Raw genomic sequence first — 24,558 nt, forward strand, 5'->3', positions numbered from 1 at the left:
CTACTCGCCTTCCCCAACGTTGCCCTCGTTGCGTTGGTCGCCCAGTACCTGCTGGGCGACCTGCTCGATGAACTCGAACACCTCCTCAGGCACCGTGTACTGGAACTGCTTTCGCCGGTTTTTCGAAACGATCCCCTGGTTGGTCAGGCACATCATTACCAGCTGTGCCAACTCACTGCCGCGAACATCAAATCGCTCGTCTACGGCCCTATAGACAGCGTCAAAGCACTCCAAGAACGCAGTTTCCTCCCTTAGCTCAACCTCCAATGCATGTCTGGCCATTACCATAGTGAAGGTCACGCAAGGCGTAGCATCCCAGAAGCGGTATACCGCCGGGTGCCCGCGGAACTGGAAGGCTAGTTGGCCATAGTCGATCCACTGCACATCCCAGAAGTCTCGTACCGGGCGCGAGAACGTCTGTAGCGCTTCCAGGTACATGCGCTCTTCTCGCTTCATGGCCACGGACACAGGCAGCAGTAGACCATTCTCCAGCGCGCCGGCACGGCAAAGCGCTTGGTGGATGAGGAAACGAGAAAGCCGGCCATTGCCGTCCATGAATGGATGCAGGAATACGAAACCGAAGGAGATGATTCCCGCGGCAACAAGTGGATCGATCTGCATGGGGGCCTCGTTGGCAAACCCCATCAGGCTCTCCATCAGTTCCCTGCAGAGCTCAGGTGGCGGCGGCACATATGTCACCCCTGCAGCACCTTGAAGAGCGCCAGCGAGGTGGTTCTGTTCATGCCGGAAGGCAGCGGCAAGATCGTAAGGATTTGCGACTGTCGCGTTTTGGAGCCCAACCAGGTATTCCTCAGTCAGCGGTTGGCGCTCATGGGCCTGGCGCAGCAGTTGGATAAAGCGCCGTGACTTGTCTTCCGTTGGAGCCTCACGCTCGATCGCGAAACTGTCCTTCGTCTCGCTCAGGTAGGCCCAGTTGATGGCGCGATCCATCATTCCCGGCGGAAGAGACTCCATGAAAGCTTTCGCGCGGCCAAGAATATCGTGCTCGAGCAGCTCGGTTATGGCAGGCGTCCGCTCCACGGTGGCGCAGTAGGTGAGATCGCCAAGGCCATTGAATTCAACTCGCCACTTCGAGTTCCGATTGCCCGGCCTTGTGATGTAGCGCTCCGGATCGAACAAGTGGACGAAGGGCCCGCGGACGGGGGAATGCTGGGCCAGTTGCTCGCCGGTGAAGGCTTCTCTCAAGAAGCTGGCCTTTCTGATATAGATCCCGTTGGGTGCGGCCTGTAGCGCCCGCTCAAACTCTTCAACCGGAATCCGCGGGAGCGTTTGTGCGAGAATCGAAAGGTTGATGCCCTCATGCTTTAGGGCAAACAGCACATTCCCCAGTATGTCCTCCGGGGCTGGTGCGATGGCAGGCGGTACGGCCAGGGTTTGGCCGATGCGCTCAAGACGAGTCACAGGCTGTACAATGGCTGGAAGACTTAGTGGTACAGCCGAGAGCGCCAGCCGCTCGTGAAGAAGTGCGTATCCTGCTGCCTGCATCCTGGAATTCCTTACATTTCCACCCTGGTTCCCAAGTTTTTCTTCACTCGGCCAAGAAAATCTTTAGTTCTGGGGAGTATGCCGATTTTTTCTTTACCTGCCAGCTTCAATCCGAAACAGGGGTAACGAAAATCTTACCCTCCGTCGCTTCTGCCACATCCCTCACCCGCTGACGATATGCCTCATCAACCACGAATGAGGTTTTCATCATGCAACTGCGCAACACCACCGACCAAGACATCCACCTGTCCGCCGATCAGCTCGAGCAGAAATACAGCCCCGCCGGCGGCGGCCAACACCCGACGTTCACCCGTGAAGACTGGCGCAACGCCGTCGTAGCAGACGACACCACCAGCGGCTACTGGTCCTGGGTAAATGGCCAGATCCAGTCGCTCCTTGATGACTCCCTTCTCGAGCCCAGCGCCAGCAAGGTGGTTGAACCCTCCATGGACCTGGTGGCTGACGAGAAAGGCGTCCGCCAACTGCACTTCGTAGCAACCATCCATGGCAGCGTGGACGTGAACGATGGCAAACCAGGTAGCCCGAGCGTCACCGAGAGCGAACTCGGTCGCCAGATCAGCGATTCCATCAACACCATGATCGGCAATGGTGGCCTGACCGGGGACACTCCGGCCGTCGTCGACAGCAAATCGGTCAGCATCTGCGTCGCCGAGGTGCTCCATACCTCCCAGCAGACCATCTCCATGCTTCGTGAACAGGGCTACGCCGTTGTGCTGTTCAACAAAGACGAACTGGGCAATGCCAGTGCATCTGGACTTCAAAACCGCCTCATCGAATTGGCCTCCGACGAGATCCAGTACCTGCAACCTGCAGAGTGATTTTCAGCGCCCTGACTTGGAGTGAGCCCTGGCAGCCCGGATGGTTTACTCGCTCGACCTTGTGAATTTGCGGAGTTGAATGGATATGACCGAACAAGCCCTCATGGCAACCGAAGCCCTTCCGACCCAGACCTACCGCGATCCCCGCGATGGGAAAGTCATCTGGAGCAACAATGGAGAGGCCTGGCACAACGAAACCCTGGCCGAAGTCCTCAAGCGCAACGACCACCTGCTGGTGGGTTCCACCGTCTTCCGCGGCGAAATGCAGTATCCCGATCCTGCAGACTACGTCCCCGACGTCGATGACGTCCTCATTCACATGCAAGAAGAGGCAGAGGGAAGTGACTGCGGCGAATGGGTGGAGGACTACCCGGAGCCTTCTGATGAAGCGAAAGCCGAGCTGAAGGCTCTGCTTGAACCGATCAAAGCTTGGGCGCGCCTGCATTGCCGTCCCGACTTCGGTCTTGTCGAGAACGTCCAGGAGCACGTTCTTACCCAGGAAGACATCGATCAGGCCATGGAGACCGAGGCGTGAACACCTACATTCCCTCCCAGACTACTCCCAACCGGCTTGGTGCTGATTCCCGCGCTTGGTCTGCTCGGGTTCGAGCAGAGATGCAGGAAATGCTCCAGGAATGGTTCAACTCTGCCACTCAGTGCGAGGAAGCCGACGTCGACCACGAGTTCAATCGTGCCCTGGAGCACCTGATGATTTTCGCGGAGCGCCCCCAGGACCTGGTTGCTGAAGACGCCTCCTACGATCTGGCCACACTCCCACGCTTCGACCAGTTTTGCGAAGAAAGTGAAACTGCTCGCTTGTCTGGTGAAGGCGCCTTCATCCGCTATGAACATGCGGCACAACTCGTTCGCGCATTGGAACTCAAGGTCTCCCAGGCTGACTTTAACTACGACAGCGATCGGGCTGCCTGGCAACGTCGGGAAGCCGAACTGCTGGCGCTCCTGGGCTCCCCGACCACTACCCCAATTCACCAGTGTCGAGAGATGCACAACCCGCTTTGGGAAGATTGCACTACTGAAGACGCTGAGAAGGCGCGCGCAGAGGGCCTGGAGGTTCGTACCATGTACTGCCTCCCTGAAGACGCTGTACGGGTGGGGTTGGAGCAGGAGAACCAAGATCTACGCTTGCAGTGTGGCGGCATGGAAATGACCATCGATGAGCTCCGCGGCTCGCTCCGTCAGCTCCAGCACCAGCTGGCCGAGATCTCGACGGACGCAGTTCAAGGCGTTGAACCGGTTGCGAAGTGCGGCCGCGGCCCGGTGGCCTCTTTCTGCCACCTGACGGACTATGGTCGCCAAGTGCTGCCCGAGGGGCGGCATTCTCTCTACCTGGCGGCCCAAGTAAAGAACGGTGTCCTGCTGATCCCCGACAATCTGCTCAGTCACCGACAAAGCTGGCGTGCAGCGTTCGAGCGCCTGATTGAGCTGGAACCAGAAAGCCATCAACCTGATTGTGATGAACGTGGATTCTGGAAGCATGAGTTGAGGGCATTCGACCATATGTACGCCGATCTGGACCGCCTTAAGGCAGCGCACCGCGACAAGGTGTGATGCCTTCTGCTGAATAGCATCGGGCAAGCCTGAACGCCTCACACCGCGCAAACCCAGTGGGGCGCTACCGGCCCCACTCCCCTTCAACCGGCTCAAAGCCCCCGAGTACCTCTCCGTTTCGTATAATCGGAAGTTTGTTGGCCACGTAACCGACACTCTCCCATGCATTTCGATCTCAATTCCCTTGCTGAGCATCAGCACGAAGGCCTCAACGGCACCTTGCAGGTATTCCAACGGGGGAACCGTGCCCAGGTTCACATGGCATGCGGCACGGGCAAGACCCGCTTGGGCCAAGCAGTGGCGTTCGCGACTGCTGCTGATTGTGTCCTGGTACTCCTGCCTTCGCTTTCGCTGATCAGCCAGACACTGGCCGCCTGGATCAGCCTTGGTCAACTCCCTTTGGATCGCATCCTATGCGTCTGCAGCGACCCATCCGTTGCGGAGAGTGAGGATGAGGATGTGGGCATCGTGGACCTGCCGGTAGAGGTCACGACAGATCCATTGGCTATTGGGACGTTTATCGAGCGGCGGTCGACCGGCCCGCTTTATGTCTTCTGCACCTATCACTCAGTTCCCACCCTCGCCGCAGGCCTACCGGTCGGGTTTCTCTTCGACCTGGGAATTTTCGATGAGGCGCATAGGACCGCCGGCTACGTCGACGCTGGCTTCACCTTCGCGCTCCATGACCATTCGACCCTGAAAATTGGAAAACGACTGTTCCTCACCGCGACGCCAAAGCATCTGCCGGAAACCGCGCGAGCAGGCTTCGAGGTCTACTCGATGTGCAACGAAGAGGTGTACGGCCCGGTGGCCTACCACCTTTCGATGCATGAAGCGATCGCCCGCGGGATCATTTGCGATTTCCAGGTGATCATCACCGTTGTGGGGGACTCAGGGCCCGAGCTACGCGATGCGTACGAAGTTGTGGAGGAAGACTGGGCAGGGGCCAACGCTACAATCCATGCCGTAGAACTGGTCAGGGCGATGCAGCAAGTCGGAGCCCGCAAGGCCTTCACGTTCCACAATTTCATTTCACAGTCGCGCCTGTTCAGTGACACCTTGAACAAGGTGGGAGATCGACTCGCCCCCGGTATTCAGGGTTGGCACGTCGACGGCAGGATGGCCGGTAGCGAACGTCACCTGATCTTGAGGCAGTTCATAGAATGCGACATGGGCGTCGTCTCGAATGCCCGTTGCCTTTCCGAAGGGACCGATGCACCGGTCGTTGATATGGTCGGCTTCCTCGATCCGAAGGAGTCTTCAACCGATATCGTCCAGGCCCTCGGCCGGGCCTTGCGTCGTGCCCCTGGAAAACTGAAAGGGTATGTTCTGCTCCCTGTCCGCTTGAAGCTTGGGCACGGAGAAACCGTCCAACAGGCCCTTGCGCGATCTTCGATGAAGCACATCTGGAGAGTGCTCTCGACGGTGGCCGAGCTGGATGACCGGATCAAGGACGAACTGGTGCAGATCCGCCGGCGGGTTGATCCCGATTCGTGGGGAATTACTCCAGTCAGCTCCCTGCTGGACAAGCTAGAGGTGCACGCCCCGGCTGAACTGCTCGAGGCGGTGAAGGAGTTCATCCAGCACCAACTGGTGGACCGCCTCACAGTGTCTTGGGAAACCTCATTCGGTCATCTGCAACGGTATCTGGAGGAGTTTGGTCATTGCGCCGTGCCTAAGCGGTACGTGACAGCCAACGGTTCCCGTCTTGGACTCTGGTGCGCCCAGCAACGCACCCTACACGCTCAAGGAGTTCTGGCCGATGACCGGCGCGTTCAACTCGAAGCGATCGGATTCGATTTCGATCCACACGCCACGTCTTGGGCCGAAGCATTCCAGGAACTGAGGCAGTACAAGAGGAATCAGGGCCATGCAAACGTCCCAGCCGGCCACGTCACTGGGACCGGGCGCAACCTCGGGACCTGGTGCAGCGAACAGCGAAAGGCCTACCGCGCTGGCAGGCTCTCCGATAGTCGCGAGGAGCAGCTCCGGTCTGAAGGATTCGCTTTTGATGTCAACGAAGACCTCTGGGAAGAGAACTTCAAGGCCCTGCAGGCCTTCATCGAGCAGAATGGACACAGCAACGTCCCGGAAACCGTAGAGGGATCTCGGGGCATCAAGCTAGCCGACTGGTTGAGGAACCAGAGAACGCGCCGAATCACTTTGGCAAGAAAGCGGCGGCTCGAAGGGGTGGGAGTCAGCCTGCAGGCTGTAGCTGAATCATCCTGGGAGGATGGTTTTGAAGCCCTCCTTGAATACTTTGAGGACACGTTGAGTCCCAGCCCGCCTCTGGAATACGAGAGCCCCGGTGGGTTTGCGCTAGGCACCTGGGTGAGTTACCAGCGCCAGCGCTATCAAGCCGGAAAGCTGGAGTTGAACCGCGTATCCAGGCTTGAGCGCCTCGGGTTCGTGTTCAACATGGAGTCAGCCGCGTTCGAAGACGGCCTGATGCAACTCCGTCTGTTCCAGTCCACTCATGGCCATTGCGACGTTCCGACCACTTATGTGACCGCGGCCGGCTACAAACTCGGCTCGTGGTGTTCGAACCAACGCACCAGGTTGAAATCCCGGCCCGAAGATCCGCGGGCAAAGGCATTGATTGATCTGGGCTTTAAGATGGACCCGATTGCAGCAGCCTGGGAAAAGCATTTCACCCTAGCCACGGCGTACCTGGCCGAACATGGCTCAATGCCCTCTACCTACCAAGCCTCTTCCGGTGAGAAGGTGGGAGCCTGGCTCTACCGGCAACAGCAAAAGCTGAAGAAGGGCACGTTGCCAGAGGAGCAGGCCAGGCTGCTTGCAGATTCAGGCTTGGCCTGACTCAGTCCTTCTTGGGAGCGGTGCGTCGCCACTTCTTAACCTGGCCCTCGCGGTACTTTCGCTCCGCGTTTCCGTTCCAGCGGGCCATGACATAGGAATGATCTTCAGCCACCTCGGTAACGAGAACCCTGTAGACCGCCTGCCGGCGGAGAGTGGTATTGCCGGCCTTCTGCGAGACGACATCGTAAAGGACATCGTCCTTCTTCAGCGCGGTGATGGCGACCATGTTCTGAACTCCTTGTTGGTGGCTTGATTGCCTAGAGTGGGCATCATTCCTCGGTGCAGATTGTGCCAGAAGCCTCGGCTGATTCGGAAAGGTGGCCGTGTAGTGGCCTTTTGCAAGCAAATCACGTTGATCTGTTCGCCGACCCTTGATAAATTCGCCTCGTTTACTGCCTGAAATTGCTTTTAGGCACCGCTCCTACGCCCTTGCATTCAAGGGGGTTTGAGCGGATCACTCGGTTGGCAGAATTCTGCAAATCTGGTGATAGATCCACCCAGGCACCACAACCACGCGCAGTCATGCAACCTGCTGACTGCCAGTCCCCTCGCGGCTGATTCTTTGGCCGCGCGCCAGGAATCTGCCTTAGATCCCTGGCAACCGAGCCCTGGGATTCATCGTCCTTTGCTCGGAATGGAGACTCCTCATGAAAAACCTTTTCCTGATCGCCCTCATCGGCCTCGTGATCTATGCAGTTCACTCCCAAAAAGTGGAGAAGGCTGCAGAAGAAGCTGCACTCGCTCAGGCTTGCAACGCTGAACGACTCGCTGCACTGAACCACAAGCCGGGTGATTCGATCCCTAAGCGGAACCTCGCCTGCATCTCTTTTGAATCCAATAAAGAGAAAACGGTGTTTGCTCCTCAGGGCTGACCTTAAGCTGCTCGCCCATGGCTGATGCGCTAGGTTTCCTGGATGCAGTTCCCTCGGGACCGGCACCATCAGGGTGAAGTTGTGATGCCTCTAAACCTACCCCGCCAGGGGTAGGTTTTCCTTTTTCTGCGGCCCTCTCTATCTTTCTCGCCTTTGTCGATCGCCTTCATCCCTGGTGATGAACTCCAGCCCTTCCACTTCACTTGAACCCGCTGGCAAGAGGCATAGCCTATCCGCCACTGGATGCTGTTGGCACACCAAGTCCTGCGAGAGGATGTCGGCTCCAGCTGCCCTATCCCCAAGGAGGAAACTAGGTGAGCAAGCAAGAACGTCTGGAGCACGCCAACCAGCTAATCCAAGTCATCGCCCGGCACGGCCGGCGCTTTTTCTTCGATGATACGACCAACACCACTGCCCGACTTGAACTCGACCAGCGCGGCAAGGTGTGGTTTCACGACCACTACTCCAAAGCCCGGGTTTACACCCACCCTGCAACATTTGGGAACGGCTGGCATGGTTTTACCCACGGCGGAACCATGCGGAGCCTGGTTGAAGCGATGCGTGACTACATCCAACACGGCCGCCAGATCCCCGTGTTCTGGCTCGGTTTTCAGCGACAGTCCGACAAGTCCAATATCTGGGGCTATGAGGACGAGGCGATGTCCGCCGTCAGGATGGAAGGCAGCGCCCTTCCCATCATCCACGGGAAACCTGAAGAGGTGTTCGACTGATGGAAGCGTTCACCTTCACCGCGCACCTCTACAAGAATTTCGGTATCGCACTCCAGGTCTGGGATGAGGAAAGCCTTCCCTACTGCACACTCTCTGTGAACATTCCGGATGCCCTGTTGAAAACGGATGAGTTCTGCGTCAACTGGGATGTCGACGAAGACTTGGCCCAGCAGCTTCTGGCCACCGGCCGATTCAAGGACACCGGACTAACCTGTACTGCCGGTCATGCCGTTGCATCGATCTGGCGTTTGGTCTGCCCGGAGTTGCTCGAGCACGTACGGCAGCAGCGAGATCTCGCGCGGCACCACGTTCAGCAATCCTGACTGGCATCCCCTCAATGGTCCATGCCACCGGGCCTCAAGTACGGAACGAACTTTTGGCCCGTTTCATGCCTACCTCATCTCCATCAAATGGAGTTTCCACCACGAAGGAACGCACTACCCTCATGCAAGACCCTGTTCAAATCGAAAAACTTCTTCGCGCCAGAGATCGCATCCTCGCTTTCATCGACCTCGACCAAAGAGCACTAGAGCGCACTCCCGGAATTCAAGCGCTGGAGCTATCCCTGACGAGCTGGCGTCGCCAACTCGTGAGCATCGACTCCAAATTCACCGCGCTGACAGGGCTCTCACCGCAGCAGTACCAAGCGGAAAGCTGATCAGCCCCTCGGATTGCGGGGCTTTGGCGTTATGATGTCGGCCATCTAACTCCCCGATCCGAACCTATGAATGAACTGATCTCGACCATCGACGTTTCCAGCTTGCCGAAGCGAGAGGCACTGGAGGCGGCAGCCCAGGAAAATGCCTTCCGCATCGCGCGGGACGCTCCCTGGATAGTAAATGCAGGCGAAATGGCGGCCGAAATCGGTGACCAGAAGGGTAGCCTCAAGGCGAAATACATGCGCCTTCGGAAGCTTGGCGATCGGATTGCAGAGGCCATCGGCCCTCATTCGGCCTGCCAGAAGACCTGCAGTCACTGCTGCCATATCGCGGTGGCCATCCATGAAGTTGAGGCCGACATCATCGCCGAGGCGACTGGCAGGAAGCGCACCCAGTCTCCCTCCGGGGAGCCGGTAGGCGAACTCGCCAACCGTTACTTCCGGCAACCCTGTCCCTTTCTGAAGCAGAATGCCTGCTCTATCTACAACTCCAGGCCCATGGCGTGCAGGCTTCACTTCTCCATTTCGGGCACCAATGCCATGTGCGATACGCGCATCGCCCCTATCGACTCGACGGCGATCAATCTGAACCTCAATGACTTTTGGTTCGGATACATGTCCGTGATGCACGTGTCGCCGATGGAAGATGTTCGGCACTACTTCCCCAATCCCCAAACCAGGAAATGAACCACCGTATGGATACTGTTGGCCGTGCCCGCCCCCAAACATGCACCCGGAGTCTGGATGAACTGATCGCACGTCGCACCAAAATCGACAAGTATGCCTTTGCGCTGGCCGCAACTGCGATCGCGCTGGGGTTCATCGGATACCAGGCTCCCTCCGCTGTTGCTCGCCACCTGGGCTTGGTTGGGATGATCGTGAGTGTCTTCTCGACGACTTACCTGATCGACATGGCCGACGGAATGACGAACACCATCCGTGCGCTGACGCCGAAAAAGGGCCAGAGCCTCAAGACTGTACCCACCCCGCCCAAACACCAGCCGACCCAAGCTGCGTGAATTCCACAGCCGGTGACTGCAGCGCCGGCTACGGCTTCTGGCACGCGAGCCCGCCTCCGAGACTGGGCGAAACTCAAACAGGCCATGAGGTTCACCATGCACAAGTTTCGACGCTCTCTGATGACGGACGAGATATTCGAAGGTACTGATCTTCGCACCCAATGGGAGCTCCACGCCCCTATCGACAAACGCACATTCTTCGCCCTGGGCGATATCCTGATCTGCTTAGGCTGGATGACCTGGTGCGTTATCGGTGATGGTCGTCAACTGCTGGAAGCAAGCCTATCCACAGCAGTCGTTTTTTGGATATCGAACACCATTGCAGCGATATGCCTCTTGCTTGCCTTCAACCGGATCGGCAAGGCCATGGAGATAACAAGGGAATATAAGCGCCAGGCCGCCCTACTCAACAACTGGCTCGCCCAAGGTTCGTATGACCACATCAGCGTCGACCATGGCGTACTGCAGCTGGAAATGCAGACATTCCCGCTCGACCGGCTTCAGATCACGGCTGTTCATGGAGAGCTTGACCCAGACTCCATTCCCTCCCTGACTGTCTATGGTGTGGCCAGGGATAGCCACCAGACGGAGGACCGCCGCGGCAATAGACATTCGCATCACGTTGTAGCGGTGGACTTCCTCATCGGCTGTCAGGAAGCTGGCTGGGGCGTGGCAGAGGCTATGGCATTTGTTGGGAACGAAGCTGTTGGTACCAGGTTACAGCGGGGTTTCGGTGACGCTGCCGGCGGGCAATTGCTACGGGCCTTGAACGAGAAAGCCAGAGACTTCAGCCCAGTCTAGGAATTTCCGCCCCCCATTTTCGCTTTTCATGGCCCAGTTCAGGGAATGAAATAGAGGCTAGGGCACCTGGCCCTATAAACGTCCGTTTCCTACCGTGCTCCCGAGAGGCAAGCCATGGAAAGCGAGAATCACCGTCAGACGCCAGCACTCCCCGCCGTGACCTTGGACCATGTTCAAGGCTTTGGGGAGCAACTCTGTAGAGCCATTCGTGAGCTACGGTGTGACCCGGAGTTCAGTGCAAAGAATCTTCGCACCGCATATCAGCAGGGCCACAAGGATGCTCTGGAGCAAGCTGAAGACGCCACCCGTGAGGCGCTTGAGCGACTAATGCTAGGGCTCGCCGGCGGGGATAGTGGCACCGCGCAGAGTGGGTGAGCATGGCTCAAATTCACCGTTGAGCTACTGTCATGTCGAACCTTATCCCCGCAGAAATCCTGGCCCCTGAAGTAGGGGCTCTTGTCAATTACGGCACCGACAGTTTCGGCAAGGAACCAGGTCGGTACCGGGTAACCGGCTACATGTGCCGCGTGGAATCGAAACCTCATTTCGGTGACGACTTCCTTGGCGAGATCCTCTTCGACTCTTGCAGGGACTTCCAGGGCAGCAAGATGCGTTACTGCCTTCGCGAGCAGGCAACGCATGTGACCTTGACCGGTATCGCCGGCGCAATCGCCCCCATAGAAGAATGCACCGTCACGGGCATGGTTCCGTGGCCCGACGAATTGCTGGAAGAGGCTCGAGAGAAAGCCCGAAGAAAAGGTGAGCGCGGTGAAATGCTGTTCTGATCATTCGCTGGGCGTCGAACGGTCAGAGACTGAACGTCTGGATTGGGTTCTGAAGTATCGACCTGAGTTCTCTGACGGTTTCCTTCGTGTTCGACTGGAGGCTGCAGCGGCACCTGATGGGCTCTCCGGCATGTTCATGGCTGTCGGCCTAGATGCCAGGAGCTGCATCGATAACGCCCTCGCAGGCTTCCTGGTGCGACTCAGATAGACCCATCAAAAAGGCCGGCAAAGCCGGCCTTCGTGTCTTTGCCTTGATCATCCTTGCGCCGGTGGTTGCACCTCGCCTTTCTTGCACAGCGGTTTGAGTGCTGCACGGAGAATCTGCCACCAACTCATCACGGGCGGTTGTGGATGGCGGTGAATCCCTTCTATTTGCACCTCACCGTCCGCTGGTACCGCTAGGAATCTCCTGGTAGAGCGCACGACGCGGGCCGTAAACTGGTTTTGGAAGCCAAACCGGCACCCCATAGCCAGCATGACCAGCGTGGTGCCGCCGGCGATCAGGTACCCGAACGCAGCATATGCCAGAACCAGCTCGTGCGGAGACCGCAGCTGGAAGTCACGATCGAATTCAACTGGCGAGCTAAGAGCGTCGAACACCAGTAGAAGCAACGCAACCGCCGGGGCACACATCACTGCGAGTTTCAGCATCCGAAGCGCCGTTTTCAGGACTTCCACACCCTGGGAGACATACACCACCCAGTCGCGCTTCACCGTCGCGGTGATCCGCTCCATTTCCTCGTGGGGGACCTGCCCTACCTCCACGCCATTCACATAAACCAACCAGTCGATTTCCGGCTTTGCCATTCAGGCCTCCTATTAGGGATTGGCAAGGCGCGACGACCTTGCATCCATGAGGCTATTCCGCCTGTATAGCTGGCACCAACCAAAGTACCCGTCTCCAATTCACGAACCGCTTCTGGCACACCCCTGACCACCGTGTAATGACCTCATCAACACAACGGCCACAGGTGTCCACATATGAAGATTACGAACGCATTCACCCGCCAGGTTGGCCAGCTGGAGAACACTGATGATCCAGCCACCCCGATCCTGTTCAGGTCGATCCATCCTGCCCAGGACCAAGATCTGCTGAGCAGCATTCGACACGACGTGGGCCTGGCGCCTGGGCTTGCACTGCTCTATGACGACGAGCATGTCCTCATCTATGACCAGGAAGAGGTCAACCTCCTTCCTGGTGAGCTCCAGAATTTCTATCGCGCTGCCAGTAGCGTCAGCACCTGGCTTGGGGTTGCGTGGGAGCTCTGCGTAAACACCGACAACCCGGACTCTCCGATCGAGGTACTTTCAAGCGGCTGCCAAGAGCACATCGAGCGTCTGGCAACTGCCCTCAATGATTCGATTCAGCCCTCCACTTCGGTACTCGTCCCTCTGCGCAGTGTCGTTCATGAGGTGGACCCGAATGGCAGCCTGTATGCCGTGACCTGCAGGCTCGCAGATGATGACGATGACTCTGTCTATCACGTGCGCTGTGCGGATGAGGGAACCGCCCAGGAAGTGGCAATCCGCAACCTCTACGAAGAGGCGGGCTCTAGCCCGGACCCCACTGCTGAAGATCATCGTCAGCACTACATCATCACCTCCCAACTGGTCGCCACCCCGGTCGCGAGCACCATCTAACCCCTTCGCCCCGGGCTGACCGGGGCTCATCGTCCTGGAGTCTTCCACGTGTCCTACCGCGTAATCCCCAATGAACATGCTGTACAGCATTTGGAACTGAAGATCGGTCGCCAAAGCTCGAACTTCGCAAACAACCTGTATTCGGTCATGAATTCGCTGATGGAGGGCAAGTTTTCTGGCGGTCTCTGGGAGCTCCGCGAGTACAACAACGGTGCAGTTGCCATGGTTCTGCCGCAAGCAGACCGTGTGGTGGTCGCATCGCAGGCTTGCCAGCGAAATCTGGAGATGTCCCTGGAGGCCCTGTCCCTCATCGCGAATTCCATGCTTCTCGTAGGCCTTTGCGAACAAGCGGCCTTTCATGGTGATGAGGAAGAAGCACTGCACCTGCGAAATCTCAACGACGTACTGCGCGATGCGGTCGATGGTCTCATGACTTGCGTGCTGAGGGACGGAGAGCTGCAGGAACCCACAGAAGCGGATCGTCTTCAGCCGATGGCAAAACACCCGGAAAGCGCTCAGTTCCGTCGGTTCATCGACTGAGTAAGACGCCTGAAAGAAAATTCAGCCCCTGGTGGTGGCACAGGCTGAGCCGCTCGAACATGGCTACATCAACGAACAAGCGAGTAATGAGCCATGAGCCAGCAGCAATCCCCACTCCAGCAACTCACCGCCCTCGGCTACACCGTGGCATCTGGAGCCATGCGCTTCGACGTCGCAATGTCGATGGGCGTGTCCATCCTAGCGCGTGACAATCAGGGTGCCATTCTGCAGATCAGCTGCAGCAAGGGCATCCTGGCTATCACAGCCGCCAAGCAAACTCCCCAGCTCACCGCCCCGGCGATCCTCTTGAATCGCGTCATCGCATAACCAACCCCCCAAGAGCGCGTCTCTAGAAGAAGGACCACAACGATGAACATGGTTGAAGTACAAACTGAGGAGCTGATCGGCGCGGCACTGGACTGGGCCATCGCAACGATTGAAGGCCTGCCGATAAAGTACGACCCGATGGCTTTCGGAAATACAGCGAATGGAGGCTACTGGATCTGGGATAAAGCGCCTGGCGGCATGATGGCCAAGATCGGCGACAAATACAGCCCCTCGAGCAACTGGAGCCAACTTGGCCCGTTGATCGAGAAGCGCGCCATCGTCCTGGGCAACCACGAATCGGGAGACCCGAGCCGCCAAGGTGAATTTTGGGGGAGCGCTCATTGCTTCGACTCGGGCACCAGCTTTGAAACCTACAAGGGCGTCAAGGTGGCCGCCTGCCGCGCTATCGTCGCCAAAGAGATGGGCCCCGTAGTGCGAGTCCCGATAGTGCTGGTCCAGCCGGGCTGAACCGCAATCTCGGCTCCTGATCATCCCGTCCGTTAACTGAGGGGGCGCCTGCCCCCTAACCCTGGTTCAACTCCAGCTATTGGCACTGAACTTAGCCCCTGAGTTGCGCCCAGCGGCTCCCATACCTCCCCTGAGCAGCAACTCGAAACTTTTCCTTTACCCCGGTTCTGGCACAACCAAGTGCCCCTGAAACTGGGCTCATTCCGATATTCATCGCAGTGAGCCCAGCACCATGACCTCCGCGCAAACCAAACTGAACCAGTCGATACAAGCCGGCCTATTCGACGCCGCAGAGCCTGCCCCGGTTCTTCTGCAGGTGGTAGACCTGACCTTCGACGAGAAGGTGAAAGCCGCGGTTGAGGCCATCAAGCAGCAGGTGCGCGAAGGTCGTCGCCTAGTGGTGGCCTGGTCGGGAGGCAAGGACAGCAGCGTGACACTGAATTTGGCGTTTACCGCCCTGCGCGATCTGATCGCTGAAGGCCACAGTGTTCCGGCACTGCACGTAATCCATTCGAACACTGGTCTCGAAAATCCAGTGATCGAGATCTACAACAAAGGCCAGATCAGGGCGATCAAGGCTTACGCCAAAACTGCCGGTATCGAGACTCGTGTTTGGGTGGCCTCCCCAAATCTGTCCAACGACTATCTCGTTGGCCTGCTGTCCGGCCGCACGATCATGTCGGTGGGCAACAACACCAAGTGCCAACAGATGATGAAGAAGTCAGCATTGGACCGAATCAAGCGCCAAGTGCGTGCCTGGATAGCCGAAAAGGATGGAGTCAAAGCGAAAGACGCAAATCTGGTAAGCCTGATCGGCACACGCTTCGAGGAAAGCGCGCAGCGCGCTGCACGGATGAAGGCTCGAGGTGAGAGTTCTACGGAAGCTGTCGATGCGATGGAAGATGGTCAACTCGTGTTGAGCCCGATCGCCGAATGGGATGCGTTCGACATCTTCACCTACATCGGGCACGTCCGCTCCGAGAAGATTGAGGCCTACTCCGACTTCGAAGAGTTGGTTGATATCTACCGGGACGCCAACGGCGGGGACTGCATGGTCAACCAGTACATCTCGGGCCGGGAGCAGAACCGCCCACCCTGCTCCGCCAGGACAGGTTGCTGGGCCTGCGGACGTATCTCGAAGGACACCAGCGCCGAAAACATGATTTCGGCTGAGGGCGGAAAGCACGCTTGGATGAAGCCCCTGCTCGACCTGCGGAACTACATGCTGGCGCGACACTTCGATCCGTCTGCGCGCTGCTGGCTGGCGCGTACGATCAACGAAGAAACCGGGACAATTAAGGTCGTACCCAACGCTTACGCTCCGGGATATACCCTGGAGCTGCTGCGCCTGATTCTGACGATACAAGTCCGGGAGCAGATCGCTGCACGCAAGCTGGGCATTGCTCCCCGCTTCCATCTTCTTGACCACCGCCAGCTAATCGCTCTGGACTGCCTCTGGGGCCGGTACCAGTACCAACGCAGCTTCATGGCCCTGCGCACCTGGAAAGAGATCTACGAGCAAGGCAAGCGTTATGACATTCCCGATCTTGCCTCGATTCCTAAGTACACCGAGAAGGACGTTTCCTTCCGTGCAGAGGTTCCCTTCGCGGATGAGGAATATTTCGCCGCGTGGCGCGGATTCCGCAATGTGGAAGCTGCTGCCGTGGATTGGGAAGACACCACCGTTCTTCCGAACGGCAAGATCGTTCAGAACGCGAACGTAGGTGACGAGTTCGAGATCGACGAAGAAGGTGCGGCATTGTTCTGGGAGTTCGACCTCGACTATGCCCTGAACCGAATCTCGGTGCTGGATAACCCCTCAGGCGTTGTCCATTACCTGGTCGGTCTCGGAACTGTAACCCTCTACAAGGGCAGCCTGGGAGAGTGGGATCGGATGATGCGCGTGGGCAACCAGGCCTGGTTCCACGGGCTGATGCCGATCATCAATGACCCGCATGCGCTGGTCGAAACCCTGCAAGCAAAGTTCCAGAAAAAGGAAGAAGACAAGCGAAATGCCCTGATCGGGCAGCTGGCGCTATTTCTCTAAACCCGAACTACGAGGATGAAACTATGGTCCTGATCACCAGCCTGGCAATCGAAGAGGCAGCAGAAACGCTGACCGAGGACGGAGGTCGCTTCGGCGACACACTCTTTGGCGGCCAGGTCATTGAGGCTGCCCGCGCACTGCTCAAGCAGCAGACCGAGGATCAGGGGCCGCCGCTTCCCCTGGGTGAGTTCTTCGAACGCAGGGAGGATATGGGCCAAGGACGCTTGCGGTTGATCCTGGACGGGGACTCTGACGTTTGCGTAGCAGTGATCAGCGACGAGGGTGAAATGGCAGACGTCGAGTTCTGTGTGCCCTTCTCCGGCGGCGGCCGCTCCCCGAAGGTCCGTGAAGCGCTGTTGAACCTGTGCCGCGCTATCCGCGACGAGAACGAAACCAACCCGATCCCAGACTAGCACCGGCCGACAATGACCAAGCGCTTCAGTAGTACAGCCTGAAAACCTGGGCCTCGGTTTGGCTCGAATAACGCCAGCGGGCCGATAGACTAACAACCCCATGGACTGCCCTGAGAGGTCCTCAGTCGCATGAACGTGGACAGAATGAAGGAAAGAAAGTGAGCAACAGTCAATTCCCACTATATGCCTCACGAATCGCAGACAAATTCGTGGTTCGCTTCCCGGACGGAATGCGCAACAAAATCGCGGACGTTGCCCGGGGGAACTTCCGCAGCATGAACTCAGAAATCCTTGCTCGGCTCGAAGCGAGCCTTGAGGCCGAATCTCAGGATGGGAATGAGAACCTTCCTGCAGCGAACGGCGAAGGTCTGTCCGCGGATGAACTTCGCCTAATTGCCCGTTTCAGGAAGCTCGACGTGAAACAGCAGTCCGCGCTGGTCGAACTCCTCACACCAGTGGCCCAGGCTCCTCACCTCGCCAAAGCATCCTGATCGGTTAAGCCCGTCTGTTGAATCCCAAGCCCCATCAAGTGTGGGGCTTGGGCCGTAAAAGAGGCGTGTTATTCGCGCCCGCGATAATGTAGGGAATGACAAATGACTGATACGCCCACAGGAAAATGCACTCTCAGCGATCCGATACCATTCAGTGGAAAAGGGAAAACTCCCATTGCTGACGCATATGCGGAAGCAGAAAGGATGTTGGCCGAGTATCGTCACGCCCTCAACGATGGTGTCGGCGCGGACATTGATCGATATGAGTTGATCTGTTATCCCGACTTCATGGGCAAAAAGAATGTAGGGGTTGCTTACAGCACCGAGCTTCAGCGGGTGTATCTGCTATTCATCGGCGCAGATCGCCCTGAGCCAGATTATGAACCAGTGTGGCTGCTCGACCAGGCAAAGGAACTCACACTGCTTTCGCGCACATTGGTGGTGCCGGATCAGACCTCAAATGCGTCCACGTTCTGGGGAGGAATCAAGCGCGGACCTATCATTTCGTACCGTTTCAAGCTGGCCGATGCGCCAACATTCATCAACTTCTAGGGATTTCGGATGAGCCAACACATTGTTTGCGTGCCGTGCGCGAAGTCCAATGGCTTGGTCCGGGTTCAACTTGGGTGGGACAAGCCAATGGCAGAGTTCTACCTAGTCGTTTTCGCGGAGCCGCCTGCGGGCCAGCAATACAGCGATGAACGGATCATTTACTCCAACCTCGACGACCCACGTTCTCATGCCCAGGAGCTTGGCTATTTCAAGGGGGTGGTCCGTGAACTGGGCTGCGACGTCCCGGAGTCTATGTGGCGAGCTGCATACCAAGATAGAGAGTTCAACGTCGTCAACAAAACCGTCTTTTACTCTCAGAGCGGGGATGTAGTTGAGCATCTCTAAGTTGCTATGAACCAGCTGGTGGCACACGCGACCAGGTAATTGAATGTAGGACCTGACGATGTCCATGGGGGGCTCGTCGAGCGAAAGGAACCATCATGTTCAAGAACGATACCTTCAGCCGCATCGGCAGCTATCACCAGATATCCGCGTCGGTTTACAACCTGATCCTCGGAGCGGTACTTCTCTGGGGCTTCGCCCTGAACTGGTGGATGGTAGCAACCATCCCGACCGAAACCATCAAAGCGATCAACCCGTTGGTGTTCATCATCGGATACTTCGCCAGTGCGATCGTCGGCTGCATCATTATCTTCAGCTCGAAGAACCCGATCATTAGCTTCTTCGGCTACAACATGATCGTGGTTCCGATCGGCCTGGTATTGGTCATGTTCATTCCCGGCCACTCGCAGGAAAACATCATCGCGGCAGTCCGTGTCACCACCCTCCTCACGGTATCCATGATGGTTCTGGGAACGCTGTTCCCGGCCTTCTTCAAACGGATCGAGGCTGCGCTTTTCTGGGCGTTGTGCATCACGATCGTGGTTGAGCTGCTGCAGATCTTCGTGTTCGACGTAAAACTGGGCGTAATGGACTGGATCGTCGCAGCCATTTTTTGTGGATACGTAGGTGTGGATTGGGGGCGGGCCAACCAGATCGAGCGGACCGTCGACAACGCGGTGGACAGCGCGGCATCGCTCTACCTGGACATCATCAACCTGTTCGTGCGGGTACTGGAGATCATCTCGAAGAAGTGAGTCCGCCGTCCCGGTCCATAACGGATTTCAGCCCCTCAACTTGGCTCGTACGGGTCGCCACCACTTCATAGGATAGGAGTCTCCACCATTGGACTCCTATCCATATGAACCAGAACACTGACGCTACCAAGCCCCAGGACACCGAGGTTTCGTCTCAGACGCAACTGGCAATCCTCCTGTCTATCCGCGGTGGACTCACCAGCGGGTTCACCGCCCAACGATGCATTTCGCAAATCGCTAAGGTCGGTCCAGTTGGTAACTGGGAGGCTGCAGCTTCCAAATACGAAGTTGGCAGCTCGCTGGCGCAGGCCCTGTTGACTTCGGGAGCCTTCAGTTCCGATGTCCAGTTGCTGATCGGCTTCATGGATGACCACCAGGTCAATCCCGTCCAGCAACTTGACCCCGCAATCGACTATCTCAAAGCAGTCCTGTAGGAGCTCATGATGCTTCGTTTGATCATTTTTGCGGTGTTCGCTCTGACCTACTATCTCGGCCGCTTCAAGAGTGACTGGCTGTACGCCTTGTTCGACCAGGACATGACCGCTGACCCGGATCGAATCTTCGGTCTGCTGACGACCATGGGGGCCGGTGCCCTTTGCCTTCTCATCCTTATGTTCGTTGCCGGCTGCATGGCTGTCGGTCAGCGGAGCGCCGTCGACCAAGAACAGTAGGCTCTCTCAAGCTGCCAAGGCAATGATCCGCCTCATTGAACGAAGCACCTGAAAAGGTGCTTCACCCCTCAATCCAGGGTTTAAATACCCTTTGGAGAACGAATGCCAAAACTCCCCATGCTTGCTCTTGCCGCAGTCGCGGCCGCTGTAATTTCGGTGCCTGCATCCGCCGGCGATCGCATCACGATCCAGACCGAAGTCACCAAGGGCGGCGTTGTGCTCAGCAGCGGTACCCAGGAAATCTCGAAAGGGGCTACCGCCCATTTCAACGATGGGCGTTTCAAGGAAATCGATACCAACGTGACGGTGACGTGCCGGGAAGGCATCAGCCGCTGGTTGAATCCCTTCAAACCCGCCTGTGACAAACCGACTCGAGAGAAGGAAAAGGTGCCCGTTGGGTTCATGGCCGATATTACGGCTCGAGAAGCGTCCGACGACAAATTTGCCGTCTCTGTCGACGGTAGCTACGTTCAGGTCCTCGAAGAGCAAAAACTCAAACTCGGAGACACCGAACTCGAATCTGCATCCTTCCGTATCCAAAGTCTAAACAGCAGCATGGTCGTCATGGCTAATTCCGAGGTGGAAATTGCTAACGGAATAGGTGCTGATGAGATCAAGCTGAAGGTAAAGGTTCAGCGCCTGTAAGGCCTTCTACCAGGGCCGCAGGGCAATTCACTGCGGTTCTGGCACGCATCGTCTGCCCTGAAACTGTGTCCATTCTGAACACAGCCAGGGGATACACGATGACTGCAGTACGCAAACTCCAACCGTCACCTGAGACCCATACGGTCGAAGGGATAGCAGCCATGTACGCTCACGAGCTGGGCGGGCGCGCCGGTCGAGAAATCCAGGTGCGGGACTATCACCTGCATTTCGCCGAAGCTCTCCTGGCACGCGATGCGTATGCGCTCAATTTCCTGGCAAACGGATTGAACAATGTCGGCAAGGCAGTGTTCACCGCGGTTACCGGAGTCCAGCTGCCGCGCACTCAATCCGGCACCTGGGCCACTATCCTCGAATGGGCCGGCGTAGATCCGAAGCAAGACGACCTCAAGAAAGCCGAGCATCACCTGCAGGTTCTGCACACAAGCCTGTGCTCACGTTTCTCTGAAGTAGACCGCCTCACCCGCTTCGCGGAGAGCGGATACGCACAGGGCTTCGTTCAGGTGATCAAGGATGGCCGTCGCTACCTCATGGCTGATGCAAGTGGAAAGGTAGGGCTCAACCTGAGCACTCGTGGGCTTCACGGTGAACACACCCGTCCCTACATCGAGGCCTACCTTGCTGTCCAAAAGATCAAAGTTGAACTGGGCCTGCAGAAGGAGCCGGTGTACGTGCCTGCAGACGCGCCTGCAGGCAACCATTCGCCAGCGCCCAAGCCTGCTCCGGCCACCCAGCTGACAGAGCAGCTCGGCATGGGCTTTTAACCAAGCGCCAGCTTTTCAGAAGGTGGAGATGGCTTGAACACTCCACCTGCTCATGATCTTTTCATCACCAGCGGGCCAGCCTTGGGCCCGGCCTAAAGGGAACTCCATGAAAGACTCGCTCCTCACGCGCATCCGCCGGTCCCTGCGCAACAAGTATGTGCAGTCAATGATCGGGTGCGCACTCACCTTGGTGCTGTTCGGCGGATACTGGGCGTACAACCAATTCCTGCAACCCCAGGGGCCTGATACGTCTGCTGGTCAGCACCAGGCAACGATCATGGATCAGATCAGCAAGAACCCCTCCCGGTGGACCGATAACAGGAAAACGCTGGACAACCTCATGGAAGACGTCCGTCTAGGGAACGTCATCGAAGCTGACATCGGGAAGGAAGACATCTACATCACGACCAAGGACGAACGGGCCTATGTCGTGAGCGACCAGTTCGGCCAAGTAGCCCGGCAGTTGCTCAACTTGATCTACAACGAAAAGACTCCGTTGTTCACCATTCAGGAACTGAAGATCGGCCCTCAGATCAGCGCAGCCCGTTCGCTGGACGTAGCGGTTCAACTGATGATGGTCCTCTTCTTCGGGTGCATGCTCTGGCCCATGTTGAGCCCCTACCTCACGATCCGTAGGAAAAAAGCGACATCCAAGGTCACCTTCAAGGACGTGATCGGGTGCGATGAGGCAAAGCGAACCCTGATGGACATGACCGCATGGCTGCGGACCCCAGAGAATTTCGCCCTGCTGAACGCGCGACCACCGAGAGGGGTTCTGTTTACCGGCGACCCAGGCGTAGGCAAAACGCTCTTGGCCAAGGCGCTGGCAAATGAGTGTGGCGTGAACTTCATCGAAGCGAATGGCAGCAGCTTCAGCAGCATGTTCTATGGCGTTGGCATCCAGAAGGTAAAGGGCCTGTTCCGAGAGGCACGCCGCAAAGCGCCGTGCATCCTGTTCATCGACGAAATAGACGGGATTGGCCGGCGCGTCGACCAAGGGCGCCTTGCCGATGGTGAAGGGAACCGCATCGTCAATCAGTTCCTCACCGAGCTGGATGGGTTTAGCGAAAATGCTGGGGTGATGCTGATCGCCGCAACCAACCATGTCGATGCCCTGGACAAAGCTCTTCGCCGGGAAGGTCGATTCGACCGGACCGTTCATGTCCCCCTACCGACGCTCGAGGACCGGGTACGCTTACTGCAGCTGTACCTAGGCAAGACCAAGCCGGCAGAAGACCTGAACTATGACCGCCTTGCCAAGAACTGCATGGGGCTGACGCCAGCAGCTATCGCCTTCGTTGCGAACAACGCAGCGCTTCTTGCCGCTCGCAGCAGCGATACCGAAGTTGGAATGCACCACATCCTGGAAGCAATCGAGATCCAGCGCATGGGTGAAGCGGATGAGAACCAGAAACTGGCAAGCCCTGAGGACCGTCGTAGAGTGGCAGTTCATGAAGCTGGTCATGCACTGGTTGGCGCGCTTCTCAACACCGGACGGGTGGAAAAAGTCACCATTCTCCCCCGCGGGCCTGCGCAAGGCGTCACCCTGATTCTTCCGCTCGAGGACAAGCGACTGCATTTGCAGTCCGAGATTCAGGCGCAGCTCGCTATGGTTCTGGCCGGTCGCGCTGCGGAAGCTAACGTCTTTCAGGAAGTATCCACTGGCGCTGCCGGGGACCTGCAAGAAGCCACTAGGATAGCCCTTTCAATGGTGACCAGTTACGGGATGTCCAATGACGAAAGCCTCACCAGCCTGGCGACCATGCGAGAGCTCGGCATAGCGATCGATGCCCGGATCATCATGGAAAAGGTGGATACGCTGCTGAACGCTGGGTATGAAAAGGCGTTGGCACTGATCGAGAACTGCCGCCCAGAGCTGGATTTCATCGTCGAGCAACTGCTGGCGCACGAGACCATTGGCGGCGAAGTCGTATATCAGGCCCTGGAGCCAATCGGGTTCCCGGTACAGATTGTGGAGTCCGCGGCGGTCGCTTGAAGGCGCCGGTGGGGCCGGGATTACTCCGGCCCAGCTGCTTCTGGCACAAGAGCATGCGGCCGATCCTGACTGCAAACCACAACAGGAGCACGGCCATGAAACTCCAGCACGCCCACCTGCTTTATGGATCGACCACCATTCCGGTGCTGCCCACCACCTCGACTCCTATCCCCGAGGAGTTCGATTTCGCATCTCCCGAAGGCTGTGCGAAGAGCATCTTCGCCATCATGGGCCGTGCAGCCGGCGGACACTCGATAGATGCCTGCCAACTGCGCATCAATCGCGAGCGGGGAACTGCCAATCTCATCGGGCGCGGAGTGCATGTCTTCTACCGAGACGACTCCCTTCCCCCGCTGACCGTCGATGAAGCACTCGAACTGGTGAGCAGGAAGGTCCAAGAGACCTTCCACCTCGGTACAGTCGCACCCTGCTAGAAGCCATAGGGTGAGGAGCCATAGGGGCTCTGTTGTGGCCCCTTGTAATCCGTCAGGAACTCGTCGAAGCGCTCCAGCATCTGCACAAAGATGTGCAGGGACCTCGTTGATTCGTCGCGGAACACCAAATTCCCCTCCTCGTCCACCTGGTGGTAGAAATCGAACATTCCCTCACCCATCAATGCCAGGGCAGGCATTTCGGCCAGGCGTCCAGCCATCCGAACGATCTCACTTTCCCAAACCTGAATTTCCGGAGTGAATGTCCAGTGCGGATGGTAGGCGTTCCAGGGCTTGGCCATGTACAGGCCGGCCCGGTTCCGAATCAGTCGAGCAAACTCAGTGTCGAACTTTACAGTGGAGTTGAACCGATCCCCGGGCGATACGTTGAACTTCGCCTCCCGGAACTTCACTCTGACCTGCCATACGTCGTTGAGAAATTGCGCCGCGTTTTGATGATCGCGGGTGAGATCACTGCCAACCATCAGAGCTTGAAGGCGGCGTCCTCCGGCTTGGTGAGCGTCTATTGCCAGGCGCTTCCAATGGAGCAGCATGTCAACCGGGTAAAGGCACGCACTGTGATCGATCATGCGATGGCACACCGCGCACAGCCAAATCCCATTTTCATAGCCGTGACGATCCACATCCATCGGCAGATCGTAATATCGGGCCGCGTGTGGGCGCGCTCCGCAGATATGCGCAGCATCGCCCGTCAGCTTGTCTTTGCGCCGGGCCCGGTCGTAGACAAAGGTCTGAATCCCACAAAATGGGGCTGAACAGTAACCCCCAACATCCCGCCGTAGATCTTCTTTTACCCGCGGAGGAAATCCATCATCTGTCGTGCTCATGCTATTTCT

32 protein-coding genes are annotated in these 24,558 nt (G+C 57.6%); 28 read left to right on the plus strand and 4 right to left on the minus strand.

Features of this window, described 5'->3' with window-relative positions; translation table 11 throughout:
- Nucleotides 1–1,506 carry a Fic family protein gene (locus EKA13_RS03505; protein ID WP_043313036.1) on the minus strand — a complete coding sequence of 502 codons (1,506 nt, stop codon included), beginning with the start codon at nucleotides 1,504–1,506 and terminating at the stop codon, nucleotides 1–3.
- Nucleotides 1,507–1,715: 209 nt separating this feature from the next.
- Here EKA13_RS03505 and EKA13_RS03510 point away from each other — a divergent pair, with 209 nt between their 5' ends.
- The 4 genes from EKA13_RS03510 to EKA13_RS03525 all read left to right on the plus strand — a co-directional run bounded on the left by EKA13_RS03510 (nucleotide 1,716) and on the right by EKA13_RS03525 (nucleotide 6,734).
- Nucleotides 1,716–2,345, plus strand: coding sequence for a hypothetical protein (locus EKA13_RS03510; RefSeq protein WP_065285164.1), 630 nt, complete (start codon nucleotides 1,716–1,718; stop codon nucleotides 2,343–2,345).
- An 85-nt stretch (nucleotides 2,346–2,430) separates the two neighbouring features.
- Nucleotides 2,431–2,880 carry a hypothetical protein gene (locus tag EKA13_RS03515; protein WP_043313118.1) on the plus strand — a complete coding sequence of 150 codons (450 nt, stop codon included), beginning with the start codon at nucleotides 2,431–2,433 and terminating at the stop codon, nucleotides 2,878–2,880.
- Nucleotides 2,877–3,914, plus strand: coding sequence for a hypothetical protein (locus EKA13_RS03520; RefSeq protein ID WP_223218633.1), 1,038 nt, complete (start codon nucleotides 2,877–2,879; stop codon nucleotides 3,912–3,914). The genes EKA13_RS03515 and EKA13_RS03520 overlap by 4 nt, the downstream gene beginning before the upstream one ends.
- Nucleotides 3,915–4,076: 162 nt before the next feature.
- Nucleotides 4,077–6,734, plus strand: a complete 2,658-nt coding sequence (locus EKA13_RS03525; RefSeq protein ID WP_065285163.1) for a DEAD/DEAH box helicase — start codon at nucleotides 4,077–4,079, stop codon at nucleotides 6,732–6,734.
- Nucleotide 6,735: 1 nt separating this feature from the next.
- Here EKA13_RS03525 and EKA13_RS03530 read toward each other — a convergent pair whose 3' ends face one another.
- A complete protein-coding gene (locus EKA13_RS03530; RefSeq protein ID WP_052267637.1) occupies nucleotides 6,736–6,960 on the minus strand; it encodes a hypothetical protein in 225 nt (74 codons plus the stop codon).
- 421 nt (nucleotides 6,961–7,381) lie between these two features.
- On the opposite strand from EKA13_RS03530, the gene EKA13_RS03535 reads away from it, so the two are divergent.
- From EKA13_RS03535 to EKA13_RS03575, 8 genes are all read left to right on the plus strand, one after another.
- Nucleotides 7,382–7,606, plus strand: a complete 225-nt coding sequence (locus EKA13_RS03535) for a hypothetical protein (RefSeq protein ID WP_019484798.1) — start codon at nucleotides 7,382–7,384, stop codon at nucleotides 7,604–7,606.
- Between the two features lie 314 nt (nucleotides 7,607–7,920).
- Nucleotides 7,921–8,337: a hypothetical protein gene (locus EKA13_RS03540; RefSeq protein ID WP_023111049.1), complete on the plus strand. Its 417-nt coding sequence runs from the start codon at nucleotides 7,921–7,923 to the stop codon at nucleotides 8,335–8,337.
- The gene (locus tag EKA13_RS03545; protein WP_010792803.1) at nucleotides 8,337–8,660 is read left to right on the plus strand and encodes a hypothetical protein; all 324 of its coding nucleotides are present in this window, start codon (nucleotides 8,337–8,339) and stop codon (nucleotides 8,658–8,660) included. Before EKA13_RS03540 ends, EKA13_RS03545 begins: the two co-directional genes overlap by 1 nt.
- Nucleotides 8,661–8,782: 122 nt before the next feature.
- Nucleotides 8,783–8,995: a hypothetical protein gene (locus EKA13_RS03550; RefSeq protein WP_019484800.1), complete on the plus strand. Its 213-nt coding sequence runs from the start codon at nucleotides 8,783–8,785 to the stop codon at nucleotides 8,993–8,995.
- A 66-nt stretch (nucleotides 8,996–9,061) separates the two neighbouring features.
- Nucleotides 9,062–9,682 (plus strand): YkgJ family cysteine cluster protein, encoded by a 621-nt coding sequence (locus EKA13_RS03555; protein ID WP_023111048.1) that lies wholly within the window; start codon nucleotides 9,062–9,064, stop codon nucleotides 9,680–9,682.
- Nucleotides 9,683–9,690: 8 nt separating this feature from the next.
- Complete coding sequence (locus tag EKA13_RS03560; RefSeq protein ID WP_042853080.1) at nucleotides 9,691–10,014, plus strand: hypothetical protein; 324 nt, start codon at nucleotides 9,691–9,693, stop codon at nucleotides 10,012–10,014.
- Nucleotides 10,015–10,110: 96 nt separating this feature from the next.
- A complete protein-coding gene (locus EKA13_RS03565) occupies nucleotides 10,111–10,815 on the plus strand; it encodes a hypothetical protein (protein ID WP_023111046.1) in 705 nt (234 codons plus the stop codon).
- A 407-nt stretch (nucleotides 10,816–11,222) separates the two neighbouring features.
- Nucleotides 11,223–11,600 carry a hypothetical protein gene (locus EKA13_RS03575; protein ID WP_010792798.1) on the plus strand — a complete coding sequence of 126 codons (378 nt, stop codon included), beginning with the start codon at nucleotides 11,223–11,225 and terminating at the stop codon, nucleotides 11,598–11,600.
- A 255-nt stretch (nucleotides 11,601–11,855) separates the two neighbouring features.
- Here EKA13_RS03575 and EKA13_RS03580 read toward each other — a convergent pair whose 3' ends face one another.
- Nucleotides 11,856–12,407, minus strand: a complete 552-nt coding sequence (locus tag EKA13_RS03580) for a hypothetical protein (RefSeq protein WP_010792797.1) — start codon at nucleotides 12,405–12,407, stop codon at nucleotides 11,856–11,858.
- A gap of 174 nt (nucleotides 12,408–12,581) precedes the next feature.
- Between EKA13_RS03580 and EKA13_RS03585 the strand changes: the two genes are divergently transcribed.
- The 16 genes from EKA13_RS03585 (at nucleotide 12,582) to EKA13_RS03660 (ending at nucleotide 23,704) form a co-directional block, all read left to right on the plus strand.
- On the plus strand, nucleotides 12,582–13,241 hold the full coding sequence (locus tag EKA13_RS03585) for a hypothetical protein (protein WP_010792796.1): 660 nt from the start codon (nucleotides 12,582–12,584) through the stop codon (nucleotides 13,239–13,241).
- A 48-nt stretch (nucleotides 13,242–13,289) separates the two neighbouring features.
- The gene (locus tag EKA13_RS03590; RefSeq protein WP_010792795.1) at nucleotides 13,290–13,781 is read left to right on the plus strand and encodes a hypothetical protein; all 492 of its coding nucleotides are present in this window, start codon (nucleotides 13,290–13,292) and stop codon (nucleotides 13,779–13,781) included.
- Between the two features lie 93 nt (nucleotides 13,782–13,874).
- Nucleotides 13,875–14,108, plus strand: coding sequence for a hypothetical protein (locus EKA13_RS03595; RefSeq protein WP_010792794.1), 234 nt, complete (start codon nucleotides 13,875–13,877; stop codon nucleotides 14,106–14,108).
- Between the two features lie 42 nt (nucleotides 14,109–14,150).
- Entirely contained in the window at nucleotides 14,151–14,576 is a 426-nt protein-coding gene (locus EKA13_RS03600; RefSeq protein WP_010792793.1) for a phage protein NinX family protein, read from the plus strand.
- Nucleotides 14,577–14,808: 232 nt separating this feature from the next.
- Nucleotides 14,809–16,623: a phosphoadenosine phosphosulfate reductase domain-containing protein gene (locus EKA13_RS03605; RefSeq protein WP_010792792.1), complete on the plus strand. Its 1,815-nt coding sequence runs from the start codon at nucleotides 14,809–14,811 to the stop codon at nucleotides 16,621–16,623.
- 23 nt (nucleotides 16,624–16,646) lie between these two features.
- The gene (locus tag EKA13_RS03610) at nucleotides 16,647–17,036 is read left to right on the plus strand and encodes a hypothetical protein (protein ID WP_010792791.1); all 390 of its coding nucleotides are present in this window, start codon (nucleotides 16,647–16,649) and stop codon (nucleotides 17,034–17,036) included.
- Nucleotides 17,037–17,194: 158 nt separating this feature from the next.
- A complete protein-coding gene (locus EKA13_RS03615) occupies nucleotides 17,195–17,527 on the plus strand; it encodes an Arc family DNA-binding protein (RefSeq protein WP_019437739.1) in 333 nt (110 codons plus the stop codon).
- 102 nt (nucleotides 17,528–17,629) lie between these two features.
- Nucleotides 17,630–18,079, plus strand: a complete 450-nt coding sequence (locus EKA13_RS03620; protein ID WP_021018526.1) for a hypothetical protein — start codon at nucleotides 17,630–17,632, stop codon at nucleotides 18,077–18,079.
- An 87-nt stretch (nucleotides 18,080–18,166) separates the two neighbouring features.
- Nucleotides 18,167–18,424, plus strand: a complete 258-nt coding sequence (locus EKA13_RS03625) for a hypothetical protein (RefSeq protein WP_010792789.1) — start codon at nucleotides 18,167–18,169, stop codon at nucleotides 18,422–18,424.
- A 95-nt stretch (nucleotides 18,425–18,519) separates the two neighbouring features.
- On the plus strand, nucleotides 18,520–19,176 hold the full coding sequence (locus tag EKA13_RS03630; RefSeq protein WP_010792788.1) for a Bax inhibitor-1 family protein: 657 nt from the start codon (nucleotides 18,520–18,522) through the stop codon (nucleotides 19,174–19,176).
- Between the two features lie 104 nt (nucleotides 19,177–19,280).
- On the plus strand, nucleotides 19,281–19,610 hold the full coding sequence (locus tag EKA13_RS03635) for a hypothetical protein (RefSeq protein ID WP_010792787.1): 330 nt from the start codon (nucleotides 19,281–19,283) through the stop codon (nucleotides 19,608–19,610).
- 9 nt (nucleotides 19,611–19,619) lie between these two features.
- A complete protein-coding gene (locus EKA13_RS03640; RefSeq protein ID WP_010792786.1) occupies nucleotides 19,620–19,847 on the plus strand; it encodes a hypothetical protein in 228 nt (75 codons plus the stop codon).
- 102 nt (nucleotides 19,848–19,949) lie between these two features.
- A complete protein-coding gene (locus EKA13_RS03645) occupies nucleotides 19,950–20,492 on the plus strand; it encodes a hypothetical protein (protein ID WP_010792785.1) in 543 nt (180 codons plus the stop codon).
- A 161-nt stretch (nucleotides 20,493–20,653) separates the two neighbouring features.
- Nucleotides 20,654–21,274 carry a hypothetical protein gene (locus EKA13_RS03650; protein WP_010792784.1) on the plus strand — a complete coding sequence of 207 codons (621 nt, stop codon included), beginning with the start codon at nucleotides 20,654–20,656 and terminating at the stop codon, nucleotides 21,272–21,274.
- A 190-nt stretch (nucleotides 21,275–21,464) separates the two neighbouring features.
- On the plus strand, nucleotides 21,465–23,270 hold the full coding sequence (locus tag EKA13_RS03655) for an AAA family ATPase (protein ID WP_245704299.1): 1,806 nt from the start codon (nucleotides 21,465–21,467) through the stop codon (nucleotides 23,268–23,270).
- 95 nt (nucleotides 23,271–23,365) lie between these two features.
- A complete protein-coding gene (locus EKA13_RS03660; RefSeq protein ID WP_010792782.1) occupies nucleotides 23,366–23,704 on the plus strand; it encodes a hypothetical protein in 339 nt (112 codons plus the stop codon).
- Here EKA13_RS03660 and EKA13_RS03665 read toward each other — a convergent pair.
- A complete protein-coding gene (locus tag EKA13_RS03665; RefSeq protein ID WP_010792781.1) occupies nucleotides 23,701–24,549 on the minus strand; it encodes an HNH endonuclease in 849 nt (282 codons plus the stop codon). The genes EKA13_RS03660 and EKA13_RS03665 overlap by 4 nt on opposite strands.
- Nucleotides 24,550–24,558: the final 9 nt, after the last annotated feature.

The organism is Pseudomonas defluvii, from assembly GCF_001695625.1.
Taxonomy (GTDB): domain Bacteria; phylum Pseudomonadota; class Gammaproteobacteria; order Pseudomonadales; family Pseudomonadaceae; genus Aquipseudomonas; species Aquipseudomonas defluvii.

Coding starts and splice junctions, on each gene's coding strand:
- EKA13_RS03620 (WP_021018526.1), top strand. CDS start 17,630: ATGACTGATACGCCCACAGGAAAATGCACTCTCAGCGATCCGATACCA.
- EKA13_RS03525 (WP_065285163.1), top strand. CDS start 4,077: ATGCATTTCGATCTCAATTCCCTTGCTGAGCATCAGCACGAAGGCCTC.
- EKA13_RS03610 (WP_010792791.1), top strand. CDS start 16,647: ATGGTCCTGATCACCAGCCTGGCAATCGAAGAGGCAGCAGAAACGCTG.
- EKA13_RS03660 (WP_010792782.1), top strand. CDS start 23,366: ATGAAACTCCAGCACGCCCACCTGCTTTATGGATCGACCACCATTCCG.
- EKA13_RS03665 (WP_010792781.1), bottom strand. CDS start 24,549: ATGAGCACGACAGATGATGGATTTCCTCCGCGGGTAAAAGAAGATCTA.
- EKA13_RS03585 (WP_010792796.1), top strand. CDS start 12,582: ATGAAGATTACGAACGCATTCACCCGCCAGGTTGGCCAGCTGGAGAAC.
- EKA13_RS03645 (WP_010792785.1), top strand. CDS start 19,950: ATGCCAAAACTCCCCATGCTTGCTCTTGCCGCAGTCGCGGCCGCTGTA.
- EKA13_RS03545 (WP_010792803.1), top strand. CDS start 8,337: ATGGAAGCGTTCACCTTCACCGCGCACCTCTACAAGAATTTCGGTATC.
- EKA13_RS03560 (WP_042853080.1), top strand. CDS start 9,691: ATGGATACTGTTGGCCGTGCCCGCCCCCAAACATGCACCCGGAGTCTG.
- EKA13_RS03595 (WP_010792794.1), top strand. CDS start 13,875: ATGAGCCAGCAGCAATCCCCACTCCAGCAACTCACCGCCCTCGGCTAC.
- EKA13_RS03510 (WP_065285164.1), top strand. CDS start 1,716: ATGCAACTGCGCAACACCACCGACCAAGACATCCACCTGTCCGCCGAT.
- EKA13_RS03635 (WP_010792787.1), top strand. CDS start 19,281: ATGAACCAGAACACTGACGCTACCAAGCCCCAGGACACCGAGGTTTCG.
- EKA13_RS03530 (WP_052267637.1), bottom strand. CDS start 6,960: ATGGTCGCCATCACCGCGCTGAAGAAGGACGATGTCCTTTACGATGTC.
- EKA13_RS03600 (WP_010792793.1), top strand. CDS start 14,151: ATGAACATGGTTGAAGTACAAACTGAGGAGCTGATCGGCGCGGCACTG.
- EKA13_RS03550 (WP_019484800.1), top strand. CDS start 8,783: ATGCAAGACCCTGTTCAAATCGAAAAACTTCTTCGCGCCAGAGATCGC.
- EKA13_RS03555 (WP_023111048.1), top strand. CDS start 9,062: ATGAATGAACTGATCTCGACCATCGACGTTTCCAGCTTGCCGAAGCGA.
- EKA13_RS03605 (WP_010792792.1), top strand. CDS start 14,809: ATGACCTCCGCGCAAACCAAACTGAACCAGTCGATACAAGCCGGCCTA.
- EKA13_RS03565 (WP_023111046.1), top strand. CDS start 10,111: ATGCACAAGTTTCGACGCTCTCTGATGACGGACGAGATATTCGAAGGT.
- EKA13_RS03650 (WP_010792784.1), top strand. CDS start 20,654: ATGTACGCTCACGAGCTGGGCGGGCGCGCCGGTCGAGAAATCCAGGTG.
- EKA13_RS03535 (WP_019484798.1), top strand. CDS start 7,382: ATGAAAAACCTTTTCCTGATCGCCCTCATCGGCCTCGTGATCTATGCA.
- EKA13_RS03580 (WP_010792797.1), bottom strand. CDS start 12,407: ATGGCAAAGCCGGAAATCGACTGGTTGGTTTATGTGAATGGCGTGGAG.
- EKA13_RS03630 (WP_010792788.1), top strand. CDS start 18,520: ATGTTCAAGAACGATACCTTCAGCCGCATCGGCAGCTATCACCAGATA.
- EKA13_RS03505 (WP_043313036.1), bottom strand. CDS start 1,506: ATGCAGGCAGCAGGATACGCACTTCTTCACGAGCGGCTGGCGCTCTCG.
- EKA13_RS03625 (WP_010792789.1), top strand. CDS start 18,167: ATGGCAGAGTTCTACCTAGTCGTTTTCGCGGAGCCGCCTGCGGGCCAG.
- EKA13_RS03640 (WP_010792786.1), top strand. CDS start 19,620: ATGCTTCGTTTGATCATTTTTGCGGTGTTCGCTCTGACCTACTATCTC.
- EKA13_RS03515 (WP_043313118.1), top strand. CDS start 2,431: ATGACCGAACAAGCCCTCATGGCAACCGAAGCCCTTCCGACCCAGACC.
- EKA13_RS03575 (WP_010792798.1), top strand. CDS start 11,223: ATGTCGAACCTTATCCCCGCAGAAATCCTGGCCCCTGAAGTAGGGGCT.